The following is a 13,769-nucleotide window of genomic DNA, read 5'->3' on the forward strand; positions in this document are numbered from 1 at the left end:
GTCAGGGTGATGGAAATGCGCTATAACATCTATTTTGCCGGTGAAGTACTACCCGGCCACGATCCAGACAGGGTACGGCTGGCTGTCGGCCAATTGTTCAAGGCCAACGAGGCGACGCTGAACAAACTGTTCAACGGCCGTCTACAAGTCGTCAAACGAAGCTGCGACAAGGCCACTGCACTGAAGTACAAGCAGGCCATGGAAAAAGTCGGTGCCCGCCCGGTTATCAAAACAGCCGATCCTGCCGACAGCGCTCCAGTGACAAAGACCGAGCCCACGCCGGCCCCGGCTGCCGCCACCCCCGCAGAGAAGCCACTCTCGGCTGCCGAGCGCATCGCCGCACTCGCGGCAGCGCCGGACGTGCCCAGCAGCGCTGAACCTGCTCCCGCAGCCGAAAGCGAAGGGCCAGCAGACAGCAGCGGTGTCAGCGTAGCGCCCCCCCAGAGTGATGTGCTCCGCCCGGAAGAGCGCCAGCGTGTTGCAGAACGCGATATCGATACCGGCGACCTCGCGGTGGATGAATCCGCAACTCGCCTAGCAGACCCCTCCCCTGCGCCGCCTCCGGCACCCGATGTCACGCACCTGAGCATGGGCGATACAGGCGAAGACATTCCCACCCTGCCGTCTGACACCACGCCATTAAATCCCAATACGGATGCCATCGATCTCTCTCCGGAGGGCACGGATTTCAGTGATTGCGCAGCACCCGACGCCCCGGATCCACAGCTTGACCTGTCTGCCATCGATCTTGCCCCAGAGGGGAGCGACGTACTGGCAGAGGAATTCAGGAAAAAAGCTCCCGCGCAATCGCCGAAGACTGACCATATCGCCCTGGAAGACTGAGCACCTGCTCTCAGGGCAGGTTGACCACGACTCGCAGCCCGGGATTATTGTTTTCGAGGTCTACCGAACCGCTGTGATAATGGGCGATTGCCTGCGCCATACTCAACCCGAGACCGTGTCCGGGTTGCGCCGAGCGACTGGGCTCCACCCGGTAAAAGCGGCGAAACACATCGCGCCAGTGCTCGGCGGAAATACCCGGCCCGGTATCGCTGATACTCACGCTGTTCCCGCCACCGGATGAAGCTCGCAGACGCACCGACACCCGCCCGCCTTCAGGCGTATATTTGATCGCATTATCCAGCACATTGGCAAACATCTGGAACAGCAGGTCGGCCTCGCCCTCACAACTGCAGGGGCCTGGCGCGTCGATCTCGAACGCTATTCCTTTCTCTTGCGCCACAGGCTCATACAGATCGCACACATCGTCGAGCAATGCCGCCAGGTCCAGCCGCGCCACACCGCTGTATCGGCTACCTGCCTCCAGTGTTGAAATTCGCAGTACCGCGTTAAAGGACGTCAGCAGTGCGTCGCAATCAACTATCAACGCCTCCACCTCAGCACTGCGCTCGGCGTCGACATTGGCGTGCAATTGGCTGAGCTGGTTGCGCATGCGGCTGAGCGGCGTGCGCAGATCGTGCGCAATATTGTCAGAGACACTGCGCACGCCCTGCATCAGCGACTCGGTTTGATCGAGCATCTGGTTCATGACGATAGCAAGCTGCTTGACCTGCCCTTTTTCGCTGTCGACATCCAGCCGCTGAGAGGGGTCACCGCGCACTATTCGGGACATCTCTGTGCCGAGCCAGTCTACGCGCTGCAAACTGCGAGCGGCGGCAAAGAAACCGCCGATCAGGCCCAGCAGAATGGTCGCCGCCATGGTCCGGTAGAGCATTCCAGCGATAAGCCTTCCCTGCTCACCGACCTCATTGAGATTGCGTGCGACGACGGCGAAAAGTTCGTCATCCAACTGTACCTCGCGGGCGAGAAAATCCACCCCCACTTCCTCGCCCCACTCCAACAGCGCAAGCTCGATACCCAGCCAGCCGTCATCGAACTCGCGATAGAGGGTTCCCGCTGGCAGGTCGCCAAGTATCTTGACGCCATCGGCGTCTCGAATCAGGTAGTGAAAACGATCGACATACCAGTTCTCACGCTGGTCCCCGATATAGGCCACAAGACCACTTCGGCCCTGCCCCCGATAGATCAGCTCAAGGGTTTCATGTTCCTCGACGATACTCGACCCGAGATCGCGAAAATAACCATAGCTGTAAAACGTGTAGAGTCCTACCATCAGCGCAGACACCGCTGCGCTCAGCACCAACAAGTATTTGGCTATGTAGCGAAAGGTGAGGCTGGCAACGACCTCGCGAAAATTCACGGGTTTTACTCCCCCTCAGGCCCGAGGCGATAACCTGCACCGCGCACCGTGTGCAGCAGCGCTTGCTCGAATTCCTTGTCGAGTTTCTGGCGCAAACGAGAGATATGAACGTCGATAACATTGGTCTGCGGGTCGAAGTTATAGCCCCAGACATGTTCCAGTAGCATGGCCCGGGTCACCACCTGACCGGCGTGACGCATGAGGTATTCCAACAGTCGATATTCGCGTGGTTGCAGGGTGATGGCTACGCCGCCGCGGTCAACACTCTGCTGCAGTAAATCCATAGTGAGGTCTTCGACCTGCAGGCGGGTGACTGTTTCGCTGGCGTTGGCGCTGCGCCGCAGTAAAACCTGAAGCCGGGCCTGCAGCTCATCCATGGCAAACGGTTTGACCAGGTAGTCATCTGCACCGCTTTGCAGGCCTTGCACCCTGTCGTCGACTTCGCCCAACGCGCTCAACACGAGAGCCGGGGTCACTACCCCTTGTCGACGGAGCTCCTGGATGAGACTCAGACCATCGCGGCCAGGCAACATGCGATCGACGATCATCACATCAAAATCGCCGGCGAGGGCCGTATTCAGGGCAATATCGCCATCGGCACAGTGCACGCACTCGTCACCGCCGCGGCGTAACTCGGTGCCAATAAATTCAGCCAGGGACTCGTCGTCCTCCACCAGCAGTACTTGCATAACTACCAACTCATAATCTTCAGCGGCAATGTAGCACGCACACTGGGGCGGACAAAGCCCACGCGCGCCGATCACCACTTACATTAACGATCATTAATTCCCGGGCTATAGTGTTAGACTACGCCGCCATGAGCACCGACAAGAACACAGAACCAAACGCGGGGACAACACCGCCCTCCCCCTCCCTGCTGCGCCATCTCACATCGATGATCTACGACAGCCTGCTGGTGATCGCCCTGATTTTCGTACTGAACGCGCTGGGGCTGGGCATCGCTGTGCAATTGAGCGGGGGGGAGCTGGAAGTGCTGCCACCGCTGGCCGGTCAGGTGCTGACTGCGCTCTCAGTACTGCTTTTCTTCGGAGCATTCTGGATCAAGAGCGGCCAGACCCTGGGCATGCAGGCCTGGCGCATTCAGCTGGTGCGAATCGACGGTGGAAAAATTGGCGTCATTCAGGTGATCTTGCGCTGCTTCGGCGCAACCCTCAGTGCTGGCTTTCTTGGGCTGGGCTATCTGTGGAAACTGGTAGACAGAAACAAGCGCTACTGGCACGACTATCTGTCGGGAACCGAGTTGATCCTGCTGCCCAAAAAGAGCAGAGATTCCAGTCGATAGCTCTCAGCGAGCCCTCATGAGCAAGAGTGTTCCCGCGACCAGGCACAGGATAATCGGGCCCAGAGCAGCGTAAACGGGAGGGAAACCAAACACCATGCTCGCCGGTCCCAGCAGGTCCTGACTAGTGCGAAACACGATACCCACGATAACCCCGGCAAATATTCGGAAGCCCATGGTGCCTTCCCGCAAAGGCCCAAAAATAAATGAAATTGCGACCAGCACCAGCGCACCGACTGCGAAGGGCTGGAACAACTTGCGCCACAGGGCCAGCTGGTAGTCTTCTGACTCCAGCCCCTGCTGCTGCAGGTAGCGGCTGTAGCGATAGAGATCGGCCAGCGGTAGTTGCCCCGGCTCCACAATCACCAGCGACAACAACTCGGGGGTTATACCCGTGTCCCAGCGCAGAGTAGCGTGCTCCTCCAGAGTGTTCTGCCAACTGCTGAAATTGGTTTTCACAACATCTTCCATCACCCAGTACGAACCCTCATAGGTCGCCTGACGGGCGCGCAGCGAAGACTGCATCTGCTGACGCTCGTCCATCTGCAGCAGTGTTATACCGTGGACGACCCCATGGGTTTCAACGGCGTTGAAATGAAAGAACGTATTGCCCTCGCGATTCCACACGCCGTGACGCCCTGAGTAACTCTGCCCGGGGTTCTGGGCGAGAGCGCGCTGGGTTTCAGCCATCTGGTCAGTGCGTGGAGCCATGAATTCACCCAGGGCAAAACCCAGCACCGCGATCATCAACGTGGGCTTCATCGCCAACCAGGTCAGACGACCTATGGAAACGCCTGCCGCGCGCATCACCACCAACTCGCTGGACGTGGCCAGCTGGCCAAGGCCCAACATACAGCCAATCAGGGCAGCAAAAGGGATGAACTCATAGCAACTCCCGGGCAAGGTAAGCAGCACATACAAAGCTACCTGGCCAAAGGTATAGGTCGCAGAGACATCCTCTGCCTCATCGATAAACGCTGCAATACCATCAAGACCGACGATAACCACCAGCACCAGCAGAATAGAAACCAGTACGGTCTTGCCTACGTAGCGATCAAGCCTGCGCACGGTTGCGTCTCCAATAGGTATAGCGGGACCGGAGCGTGTCCCCATACAGCATGAGCAGGGCCACTGTCAGGAACAGGCAGTGCACCCACCAGAGCCCGCCTGGCACACCGCCACCTTCGGCAAGCGCCGTGCGCGCATTGGCCAACAGCATGAGATAGGCAATGTAGATCAAGAACGCCGGGGCCATCTTGGCATAGCGTCCGCGGCGGTGGTCGGTGCGGCTCAGGCACATTGCGATGATCGCCACTATGGGCACCATAAGAGGAATGGACAGACGCCACTGAAGCGCCGCCCTGTCTTCAGGTCGATCTGACTGCCACAGCCGCGCCGTTGAACGGCCATCGACCGGGTCTGCAGTACGAATGCCTCCTTTCGGCTCCGGAATCATCTCGCCGAAGGTCTCGAATTCAGCGACCTGGTAGTCGAGATCGCCGGGATATCCGCTGTAGCGGGAACCGTTGCGCAGCTCGAGATAGCGAGCACCGGACACCGTATCGAAAATCACCTCTGCCTCTTCCGCGACAGTGACGACCATGCGCAGTTCGCCCTCACTGTTGCGTTCGCGCTGGGACAGGAAGACCGAATACATGGTTCCGTCCTGAGCGATGGTCTGGGCGTAGCTGACAGTGTCGCTGGCACGGCGGGTCTGAAATCGTCCCGCCGCCATCGCATGCAGGCCCTGAGAAGATTCAGGATCATCCAGCAATGCCTCGGAACGCGTTGCGCCCAGCGGAGTAATCCAGAGACTGAGTGCGCCTACGAGGACACTGACAATAAGCGCGGGGGCAAGGGTATATCTGGCGAGACGGGAAGGACTAACGCCGCAGGCAGAGAGCACCACCATTTCGCTCTCTACATAGAGCCGCCCATAGGACATGAGAATGCCTATGAATAGCCCGAGGGGCACGATTAATTCAAGAAAACCGGGCATGCGATAGAACATGACTGGCAGCAGAACATCTGCCGCGAGGTCACCCACTGCGGCCTCGGCAAGATACTTCACAAAGCGCCCGCTGATGATGATCACCAGCAGTATGAAACTCACGGCAACCATATGAGTGAGTACTTCGCGAGTTAGGTAGCGTAGAATTCTCATGCTCAGGGCAGGTGACGGGTAGGCATTTTCAGTTCAGTTTGTTTGCACAACATCATACACTAACGCCCGTTGAAACTAAGAGGTAATTCCCCATGAGCACAATCAAGTTCTCCGCTCGCAAAGTAGAAGATGCCAGCACAGCCACAAGCGCCTGCGCTGTTCTGCCCCTGTTCAAGGGCGAGGCGCTCTCAGGTGAGGCCAAAAAACTGGACAAAGCCAGCGGCGGCGCCATCAGCGCTTCCATCAAACTGGGCGATTTCAAAGGCAAAACTGGCGAAGGCCATACCCTGTTGGGCTGCGGCAAGCTCAAGCGCATCCTCCTGATTGGCTGCGGTGAGAAGACATCTTTCGACCGCAGTGCCGCGCGTGAGTTCGTCGGGGGCCTGTACGCAGCCCTTAACCACCTCGACGCCAAAGACGCCCTGCTTCTGCTCGGTGATATCGCTGTCACCGATGGCGACGAAGCCTGGCTTCTTGAAATGTTGGCACGTCAGCTGACTTCCAGCGCCTATCGCTATACCGAGACAGTCTCCAAACCCCGCCCCGCCCTGGCCTTGAATCGGCTGGTTATCGCCGGCAGCCTGAGCAAGGGCGCTGCTGAAAAAGCCCTCGCGGCAGGTGCCGCGACAGGCTCCGGCATCAACGTCGCTCGCAATCTTGCCGACCTCCCCGGCAACTACTGCACGCCATCCCACCTGGCAGCACAGGCCCGCAAACTGGGCCGAGGCAATAAGAAACTCAAGGTTCAGATCCTCGAAGAAAAGAAGATGCGCGAACTGGGTATGGGGTCTCTGTTGTCTGTCACAGCGGGAACGGATGAGCCGGCCAAGCTTATCGTTATGGAATACACCGGCGCCAAGAAGAGCGACCGACCCTATGTGCTTGTCGGCAAAGGCATCACCTTCGACAGCGGCGGCATCTCCCTCAAGCCCGGCGCTAAGATGGACGAAATGAAGTACGACATGGGCGGCGCAGCCAGTGTGTTCGGCACCATGACAGCCATCACCGAAATGGATTTGCCCCTCAATGTGGTCGCCGTCGTCGCCGCCGCCGAGAACATGCCCAGTGGCCGCGCAACCAAGCCCGGCGACGTGGTCACCAGCATGGCCGGTAAAACCATCGAAGTGCTGAACACCGATGCTGAAGGCCGTCTCGTACTGTGCGACGCCCTCACCTATGTTGAGCGCTATAAGCCGGCTGCAGTCATCGACATCGCCACACTCACCGGCGCCTGCGTTGTTGCCCTGGGTGCCCACGCGAGCGGTCTATATGCCAACAAGGACGAATTGGCTGAGCAATTACTCGCCGCAGGCATTGAGAGCCATGACCGCGCGTGGCACATGCCACTGTGGAGCGAATACACCAAGCAGCTCAAGAGTAACTTCGCCGACCTCGCCAATATTGGCGGCCCCGGCGGCGGCAGCGTGACCGCTGCCTGCTTCCTGGCGGAATTCACCAAGGCCTATGACTGGGCCCACCTGGATATCGCTGGCAGCGCCTGGAGCAGTGCTCCTAAGGGTGCCACTGGCAGGCCAGTGGGACTGCTCACTCGCTACCTGCAGGACCGCGCCGGCAAGTGACCCGAGTCGGCTTTTACGTGGTCCAGGCAACCGAGGCGTCCCAGCGCCTCGGCGTTGCCGCCCGCCTCGCTGACAAGGCATTCGCCCAGGGCCACCGCATCTACATCAATGCCGAGGACAAGGCCCAGGCAGAAGCTCTGGACGAGCTCCTGTGGAGTTTTCGCCCCAGCAGCTTTCTGCCCCATGCCATGACCGGCGACCCCCAGTCACAGCAGATAGCCATCGGTTGGGGCCAGGATCCAGGCGACCACAATGACCTGCTGATCAACTTGCAGCTCGACATACCGGCTTTTTTTAGCCGTTTCCAGCGCGTTGCTGAAGTCGTCACCCAGGATGAACAGAGCCTCGCCGCCCTGCGGAAGTCCTGGGTTTTCTACAAAGATCGCGGCTACCAGCTCGAGAAGCACGACCTCTAGGGAATCCTACAAAGGTGGCGCCCCTTCGCGTATAATCGCGCCCCTGATTTATACCCCCGGATTCCCTCGAATATGGATAAGACATTCCAACCCGCTGACATCGAAACCCGCTGGTACCAGGAGTGGGAAGAAAAAGGCTATTTCGCACCCCAGGGTGGGGACGAGGCCTACAGCATCATGATCCCTCCGCCCAACGTCACCGGCAGCCTGCACATGGGTCACGGCTTCCAGGAAGCGATCATGGACGCCTTGATCCGCTACCACCGCATGGCCGGCTACAACACGCTGTGGCAGGTAGGGACAGACCACGCCGGCATCGCTACCCAGATGGTGGTCGAACGCCAGCTCGAAGCGCAGGGCATCAGCCGTCATGACCTGGGCCGTGACAAGTTCATTGAGAAAGTCTGGGAGTGGAAAGAAGAATCCGGCGGCACCATCACCCGCCAGCTGCGCCGCCTTGGCGCCTCCATGGACTGGTCCCGAGAGCGATTCACCATGGACGAGGGCCTATCTGGCGCCGTCCAGGAAGTCTTTATTCGACTGTACAAGGAAGGTCTGATTTACCGCGGCAAGCGCCTGGTGAACTGGGACCCTGTGCTGCACACTGCCATTTCCGACCTCGAGGTTATCTCCGAGGAAGAGCAGGGCCACCTGTGGCACTTCAACTATCCGCTTGCCGGCAGCGAAGGCCACCTGACGGTAGCGACCACCCGTCCGGAAACCATACTCGGCGACACCGCCGTCGCCGTCCACCCGGAAGACGAGCGCTATGCACACCTGATCGGCCGTATGATCAAGCTACCCCTCACCGACCGCGAAATTCCGATCATCGCCGACGACTATGTTGATCGTGAATTCGGAACCGGTTGCGTGAAAATCACCCCCGCACACGATTTCAATGACTATGAGATGGGCAAACGCCACGGCCTGCCCACCATCAATATACTCGACGACGATGCCCGCATTGGCGGCGAAGCACCCGAACAGTATCTTGGCATGGACCGCTTTGACGCGCGTAAACAGATCGTTGCCGACATCGACGCGCTGGGCCTGCTGGAGAAAATCGATGATCACACCCTCAAAGTCCCCCGGGGTGACCGCTCCGGTGTAGTCATCGAGCCCTACCTGACCGACCAGTGGTACGTGGACGCGCGTGAACTGGCCAAACCCGCCATCAAGGCCGTGGAAGACGGCGACATCCAATTCGTGCCCAAACAATGGGAGAACACCTATTTCGCCTGGATGCGCGACATCCAGGACTGGTGCATCAGCCGCCAACTGTGGTGGGGCCATCGAATCCCCGCCTGGTACGACGACAAAGGCCACATCTATGTCGGCGAGTCCGAAGAGGCGGTGCGCGCAGAGAACAGTCTGGCCGACGAAATGACCCTGCACCAGGACCCTGACGTGCTGGACACCTGGTTCTCCTCCGCCCTGTGGACATTTTCCACCCTCGGCTGGCCAGAAGAAACCGAGGAATTGAAAACCTTCCACCCCAGCTCGGTGCTGGTCACCGGCTTCGATATCATCTTCTTCTGGGTTGCCAGAATGATTATGATGACGCTGCACTTCCGCAAAGAGGTGCCGTTTCACACGGTTTACGTACACGGCCTGGTGCGCGACAGCCAGGGCCAGAAAATGTCCAAATCCAAGGGCAATGTACTGGACCCGATCGATCTCATCGACGGCATCGACCTCGACAGCCTGCTGAAGAAGCGCACAGCCGGCATGATGCAGCCCAAGCTGGCCGCCAAGATCGAAAAACTGACCCGCAAGGAATTCCCAGAGGGCATCGCTCCCTACGGCACTGACGCCCTGCGCTTCACCTATTTTTCACTGGCGTCGACGGGCCGCGATATCAAATTCGATATCGGCCGCATTGAAGGCTTCCGCAACTTTTGCAATAAGATCTGGAATGCAGCTCGCTACGTGATGATGAATTGCGATGGCGAGGATTGCGGCCAGGACGAATCACTGCCTATAGAGCGCAGCCTGGCCGACCGCTGGATCATCAGCCGCCTGCAGGAAACCGAACAGGAAGTGGCCAAGGCCATTGCCAGCTATCGCTTCGACCTCGCGTCACAGGCGATCTATGAATTCATCTGGAATGAGTACTGCGACTGGTACCTCGAACTGTCCAAGCCTGTGCTCTGGGATGACAACGCGGATCCCGCGGCCAAGCGTGGTACGCGTCGCACCCTGATCCGGGTTCTGGAGACGTCACTACGTCTGCTGCATCCGCTGATGCCCTTTATCACCGAAGAGATCTGGCAGGCCGTAGCACCTCTGGCTGGCAAGTCCGGTGATACGATCATGCTTCAGCCCTATCCGCTAGCGGATACTAACGCTATGGACAGCGCCGCAAATGCAGATATAGAATGGCTCAAGGGTGTAATCGTGGGCATCCGCAACATCCGTGGCGAAATGAATATCGCCCCGGGTAAAGAGCTCACGGTACTTCTGAAGAACGGCGGCGAAGACGATAAGCGCAGATTGCGAGATAACGCCCTCTTCCTCAGGAAACTTGCGAAACTCTCCGACATCGAGTGGTTGGACGAGAGTGACGAAGCACCCGTGGCCGCCACGGCTCTGGTTGGTGAACTGGAGATTCTGATCCCGATGGCAGGCCTGATTGACAAGGATGCAGAACTTGCGCGCCTTGCCAAAGAAATCGACAAACTGGAAAAAGATCTGGCCCGAGTAAAAGGAAAACTCGCGAACAGTGCGTTTGTCGACAAGGCCCCCGCAGCCGTCGTAGAAAAAGAACGGGAAAAAATGCAGGCGCAACAACAGGCGCTGGAAAAACTGCAGGAACAACAACAGCAGATCCAGAACATGTAGTCGCTGCTGCAATACGGTTTCAAGTCTCCGTCGCCCACCAGGCAGGCGGAGCATAATAAAAGCAATATGCTAAAAACCGAGGAAAGTGGTATGAGTGATCGTGTAAATGGCACGGTGAAGTGGTTTAACAACGCCAAAGGATTTGGCTTTATTACCCGTGAGGAAAGTGAAGACGATGTATTTGTTCACTTCCGCTCCATCGAAGGCGACGGCTATCGCACTCTTAACGAGGGCCAGACCGTTGAATTCAAATTGGTAGAGGGCCCGAAAGGCCTGCAAGCCGAAAACGTCCAGAAGATGTAACTGACCTGGATTCGCCCCACGCGGGCAGTATTCACAAAGTTCAGTCACTACCCGCAGGAGCTGAAGCTCCTGTGGAATGCTTTTGTCTAAAGAAACTATAGAGATATTGTTCCATGAAACTATTCGCCAAAATCGCCATCGCCGCCCTTATCGGCGCAGCCGCCTGGATTGCCAACGAGGCTGCACCCCAGATTCCCGCCATCGCCCTGTTCCTGGCAGCAGCCATTCTCAGTGCACTCCTTCCGGGCGCCGCCCCGACCAACAGCGCTCCTGCCTCGAAGGACAAACAACGCTCGAAGCCCAAGCCCCAGGCAAAGAAGAGCAGCGCTCGAAGCACCGAATCATCCAGTGGAGGCCAACGAGAAGAAGGCCAGGTTAAATGGTTCAATGGCACCAAGGGTTTCGGATTTATCACCAAGGACAACGGCGATGAGATTTTCGTACACTTCCGCTCAATTCTCGGCGGCGACCGCCGGGGCCTGCGCGACGGCCAGCGCGTCAGCTTCGTAGAGGCTCAGACCGACAAGGGCCCTCAGGCAGAAGAGGTAGAACCTCTGGAAGACAACTGAGGAACGGCTAGGTACTAATGACCCTATCCAGATAGGCGTGCAGCATTCGCGCGCCTTCGCGCAGTAGCTGTTCCTCCGGCAACGCGCTGTCTTCCAGCGCGTTCTCCACCACGGCATAAGCCATTTCGACACCGAGCCGGCATTGCAGCTGCAGCTGCTCGTCCAGCGCGATTCCTGTTGCGTTTGCCATGTATGCGGCGAACTGCTCCGACACCATGCGGTTGGATGTAATACGCAACTCACGCAACGGTTCTACTGCACGCAGCGCTAGAGAAACCTCCAGGCCGCCGGGCATATCGCGAGTCACGTCATAGGTCAGTTTGAGAACACTGTATATGTCGGCGAGCACATCCTGCTCATCAGTGCCGCCAGAAAAGCTCTCCATCCATTGTTCGAAAGCCTCATTCTGCCGGTCCATCAACACGGCACCGAGAGCGTGGAGAACGGCGTACTTATTGGGAAAATATCGGTACAGGGCGGGGACCGTTATACCGGCTCGCTCAGCAATCAGATTGGTGGAGATTCTCTCCACGCCTACCTCTACGAGCAACTCTGCAGCAGCATTGATAATCGCTTCGTATGTACGCTTGGCCCGCTCCTGGCGCGGGCGATTTTTCTCCAGCAGCTCTACCTGCCGTTTGGGTGTCGTCATGGGCGCCCCTGTCTACGCAACCTTAGTGGTCATCGCATTCTTGAAAACATCCTAACGCAGCCAAGCAGGCTTTGCTACCGGCTGTAAGAGCGAGTAATGTCGGGCGCTCGCAAGACCTCTCCGGGGCACTAGAAACTGTAGGAAATATTGAAAGTAACGTTGTCTCGATCAGAGATAAGGTTGTCATCACCACCGTCAAAATACGCTGTATAACCCACCTGTGCAGAGAGATTATTCAGGTACACGCCCTTGAGGGTAAGATTGAAGGTAGTCGCCTTTTCGGCCATTTGGGCTTCCAGCACCGTGCCATCCAGCGTGTGCTGCAGGAATGGAATCAACCTTAGATCAACCCCCGGCATGACATTCAGGTAAGCGAGTTCAGCGCGCAGAGCGACAGCCAGAGCGGCATCATCGTAGCGCAATTCACGATTGGAGTGGGAATCGATCCCCGTGCCAGCGAACTCAAAAGTGAGGTTGAAATCGTCCCACAAGGCGGTAGGTTCAAGCACGGTAGAGCCGCCGACCTGCACCGCCCACACATCGCCCGCCACTGGATCGCCGTTGGCCAAGACCACCGGCATACCCTCTTTCCAGGAAACCTCCCCCTGGACATTAGCGCCGCCGACCACCGTAGTAAAACTGGCGGCAATACCTTCAATATCCTCGAAGTAGAGAACGGAATAACTGGAAGGAATCAAACCCTCATAATGGAGCTGATAGGCCGGCGCCTTATTGTGCGCATTGACGTAGTAGAAGCCAATATCCGTGCCACCATCTGTAAACCAGTGCAACGCTGCACCCCACTGACCACTGTCACTGGCGTCAGCAATCTCCTCCAGGGGTGCCACGAGGAACAGTTCAGGCGAAAGCGCCACCAAAAAGCTGCTTGCCCCAGGGCCAAGGAAATCGCGATCACTCAAGTAGCTGCCCACGCCATTGAGTTCCGTTTCTTTCCATTCGTACTGGTAATAGGCCTCAAAGCTCAGGGCGTCAGTCAGATCGACCTGGCCGTACAGTGCCCCCGTCGGCAGCAGGATCTCTTTCACTTCAACGCCGGGTGTCGTAGCTGCAATGGCATCAGCCCGATTCTGCAAGCCGTTAATACCCTGGTAGAACGTGGCCTCCCCCCAGTTGATAACCTGGCTTCCCAGGCGCAGTTGGTACAAGCGCTCTCCCAGTTCACCACCGGAATAGATAAAGTAATCGAGCATTTCAAGGCGGTCTCGATGCTCGTCCACGGTGCCCCCGGGGAATTCCTGAAAAGCTGCGTCACCACCGTAAATATCGGCTGAGTTATAGGAGAGATAGTCTTGTTGGCGATGGCTGGTACGGCCATCGTAAGCCTCATCATAGTAGGCCCGGGCCCGGGCAAAAACGCCAAAGTCATCGCGGTTAATATCGACTTCAGTTACAACAGATATTCGGTTCTGGACCATTTCTCGACCAAAGTTGTAGTTGCCATCGGTCGAGTTGGCCATGAGTGTGTAGCGCGTTAGATCGCCCAGAAGATCTCCCGTATCCCGGAATGCAAATTTGTCCCGGTCCTGCTTCTCCACTCGCCACATCGCGGAATAACTCACGATGGTATCCCAGTCCAGAGTCCACTCGCCCGAATCACCAAAATCAAATGACAGCGCCTGCGCTTGAGGGCTCAGCCCCAGGGCAAGCCCAGCGCCAAGCACCCATCTTGATTGGCCCCTTGTTTTCACTCTGCTCATCAGTT

General features: G+C 57.8%; 13 protein-coding genes. 7 read left to right on the plus strand and 6 right to left on the minus strand.

Going from position 1 to position 13,769, the window contains the following annotated elements:
* Positions 1-9: 9 nt before the first annotated feature.
* Positions 10-843: a hypothetical protein gene (locus EY643_RS13350; RefSeq protein WP_153239702.1), complete on the plus strand. Its 834-nt coding sequence runs from the start codon at positions 10-12 to the stop codon at positions 841-843.
* 10 nt (positions 844-853) lie between these two features.
* Here EY643_RS13350 and EY643_RS13355 read toward each other — a convergent pair whose 3' ends face one another.
* Together EY643_RS13355 and EY643_RS13360 are read right to left on the minus strand one after the other, a co-directional pair.
* Positions 854-2,221: a sensor histidine kinase gene (locus EY643_RS13355; RefSeq protein ID WP_153239703.1), complete on the minus strand. Its 1,368-nt coding sequence runs from the start codon at positions 2,219-2,221 to the stop codon at positions 854-856.
* Between the two features lie 5 nt (positions 2,222-2,226).
* Entirely contained in the window at positions 2,227-2,910 is a 684-nt protein-coding gene (locus EY643_RS13360) for a response regulator transcription factor (protein WP_153239704.1), read from the minus strand.
* A 128-nt stretch (positions 2,911-3,038) separates the two neighbouring features.
* Here EY643_RS13360 and EY643_RS13365 point away from each other — a divergent pair, with 128 nt between their 5' ends.
* A complete protein-coding gene (locus tag EY643_RS13365; RefSeq protein WP_153239705.1) occupies positions 3,039-3,524 on the plus strand; it encodes an RDD family protein in 486 nt (161 codons plus the stop codon).
* A 3-nt stretch (positions 3,525-3,527) separates the two neighbouring features.
* On the opposite strand, the gene lptG is transcribed toward EY643_RS13365, so the two are convergent.
* Both lptG and lptF read right to left on the minus strand, forming a co-directional pair.
* Positions 3,528-4,589 carry an LPS export ABC transporter permease LptG gene (lptG, locus tag EY643_RS13370; RefSeq protein ID WP_153239706.1) on the minus strand — a complete coding sequence of 354 codons (1,062 nt, stop codon included), beginning with the start codon at positions 4,587-4,589 and terminating at the stop codon, positions 3,528-3,530.
* Complete coding sequence (gene lptF / locus EY643_RS13375) at positions 4,576-5,685, minus strand: LPS export ABC transporter permease LptF (RefSeq protein ID WP_153239707.1); 1,110 nt, start codon at positions 5,683-5,685, stop codon at positions 4,576-4,578. The genes lptG and lptF overlap by 14 nt, the downstream gene beginning before the upstream one ends.
* 92 nt (positions 5,686-5,777) lie before the next feature.
* On the opposite strand from lptF, the gene EY643_RS13380 reads away from it, so the two are divergent.
* The 5 genes from EY643_RS13380 to EY643_RS19800 all read left to right on the plus strand — a co-directional run bounded on the left by EY643_RS13380 (position 5,778) and on the right by EY643_RS19800 (position 11,394).
* The gene (locus EY643_RS13380) at positions 5,778-7,265 is read left to right on the plus strand and encodes a leucyl aminopeptidase (RefSeq protein ID WP_205743064.1); all 1,488 of its coding nucleotides are present in this window, start codon (positions 5,778-5,780) and stop codon (positions 7,263-7,265) included.
* The gene (locus EY643_RS13385; RefSeq protein ID WP_153239708.1) at positions 7,262-7,681 is read left to right on the plus strand and encodes a DNA polymerase III subunit chi; all 420 of its coding nucleotides are present in this window, start codon (positions 7,262-7,264) and stop codon (positions 7,679-7,681) included. Before EY643_RS13380 ends, EY643_RS13385 begins: the two co-directional genes overlap by 4 nt.
* Before the next feature lie 72 nt (positions 7,682-7,753).
* Entirely contained in the window at positions 7,754-10,522 is a 2,769-nt protein-coding gene (locus EY643_RS13390; protein WP_153239709.1) for a valine--tRNA ligase, read from the plus strand.
* Between the two features lie 90 nt (positions 10,523-10,612).
* Positions 10,613-10,825 carry a cold-shock protein gene (locus tag EY643_RS13395; protein WP_153239710.1) on the plus strand — a complete coding sequence of 71 codons (213 nt, stop codon included), beginning with the start codon at positions 10,613-10,615 and terminating at the stop codon, positions 10,823-10,825.
* Positions 10,826-11,235: 410 nt separating this feature from the next.
* Complete coding sequence (locus EY643_RS19800; RefSeq protein WP_240732904.1) at positions 11,236-11,394, plus strand: cold-shock protein; 159 nt, start codon at positions 11,236-11,238, stop codon at positions 11,392-11,394.
* A 7-nt stretch (positions 11,395-11,401) separates the two neighbouring features.
* Here EY643_RS19800 and EY643_RS13405 read toward each other — a convergent pair whose 3' ends face one another.
* Positions 11,402-12,046: a TetR/AcrR family transcriptional regulator gene (locus EY643_RS13405; protein WP_153239712.1), complete on the minus strand. Its 645-nt coding sequence runs from the start codon at positions 12,044-12,046 to the stop codon at positions 11,402-11,404.
* A 128-nt stretch (positions 12,047-12,174) separates the two neighbouring features.
* The gene (locus EY643_RS13410) at positions 12,175-13,764 is read right to left on the minus strand and encodes a DUF1302 domain-containing protein (protein WP_153239713.1); all 1,590 of its coding nucleotides are present in this window, start codon (positions 13,762-13,764) and stop codon (positions 12,175-12,177) included.
* Between the last annotated feature and the right edge of the window lie 5 nt (positions 13,765-13,769).

Source organism: Halioglobus maricola, assembly GCF_009388985.1.
Taxonomy (GTDB): Bacteria; Pseudomonadota; Gammaproteobacteria; order Pseudomonadales; family Halieaceae; genus Halioglobus; species Halioglobus maricola.

Bases quoted from the DNA above. Each gene is read 5' to 3' on its own strand.
- EY643_RS13405 (WP_153239712.1), bottom strand. From the start codon at position 12,046: ATGACGACACCCAAACGGCAGGTAGAGCTGCTGGAGAAAAATCGCCCG.
- EY643_RS13350 (WP_153239702.1), top strand. From the start codon at position 10: ATGGAAATGCGCTATAACATCTATTTTGCCGGTGAAGTACTACCCGGC.
- lptF (WP_153239707.1), bottom strand. From the start codon at position 5,685: ATGAGAATTCTACGCTACCTAACTCGCGAAGTACTCACTCATATGGTT.
- EY643_RS13380 (WP_205743064.1), top strand. From the start codon at position 5,778: ATGAGCACAATCAAGTTCTCCGCTCGCAAAGTAGAAGATGCCAGCACA.
- EY643_RS13410 (WP_153239713.1), bottom strand. From the start codon at position 13,764: ATGAGCAGAGTGAAAACAAGGGGCCAATCAAGATGGGTGCTTGGCGCT.
- EY643_RS13360 (WP_153239704.1), bottom strand. From the start codon at position 2,910: ATGCAAGTACTGCTGGTGGAGGACGACGAGTCCCTGGCTGAATTTATT.
- EY643_RS13365 (WP_153239705.1), top strand. From the start codon at position 3,039: ATGAGCACCGACAAGAACACAGAACCAAACGCGGGGACAACACCGCCC.
- EY643_RS13395 (WP_153239710.1), top strand. From the start codon at position 10,613: ATGAGTGATCGTGTAAATGGCACGGTGAAGTGGTTTAACAACGCCAAA.
- EY643_RS13390 (WP_153239709.1), top strand. From the start codon at position 7,754: ATGGATAAGACATTCCAACCCGCTGACATCGAAACCCGCTGGTACCAG.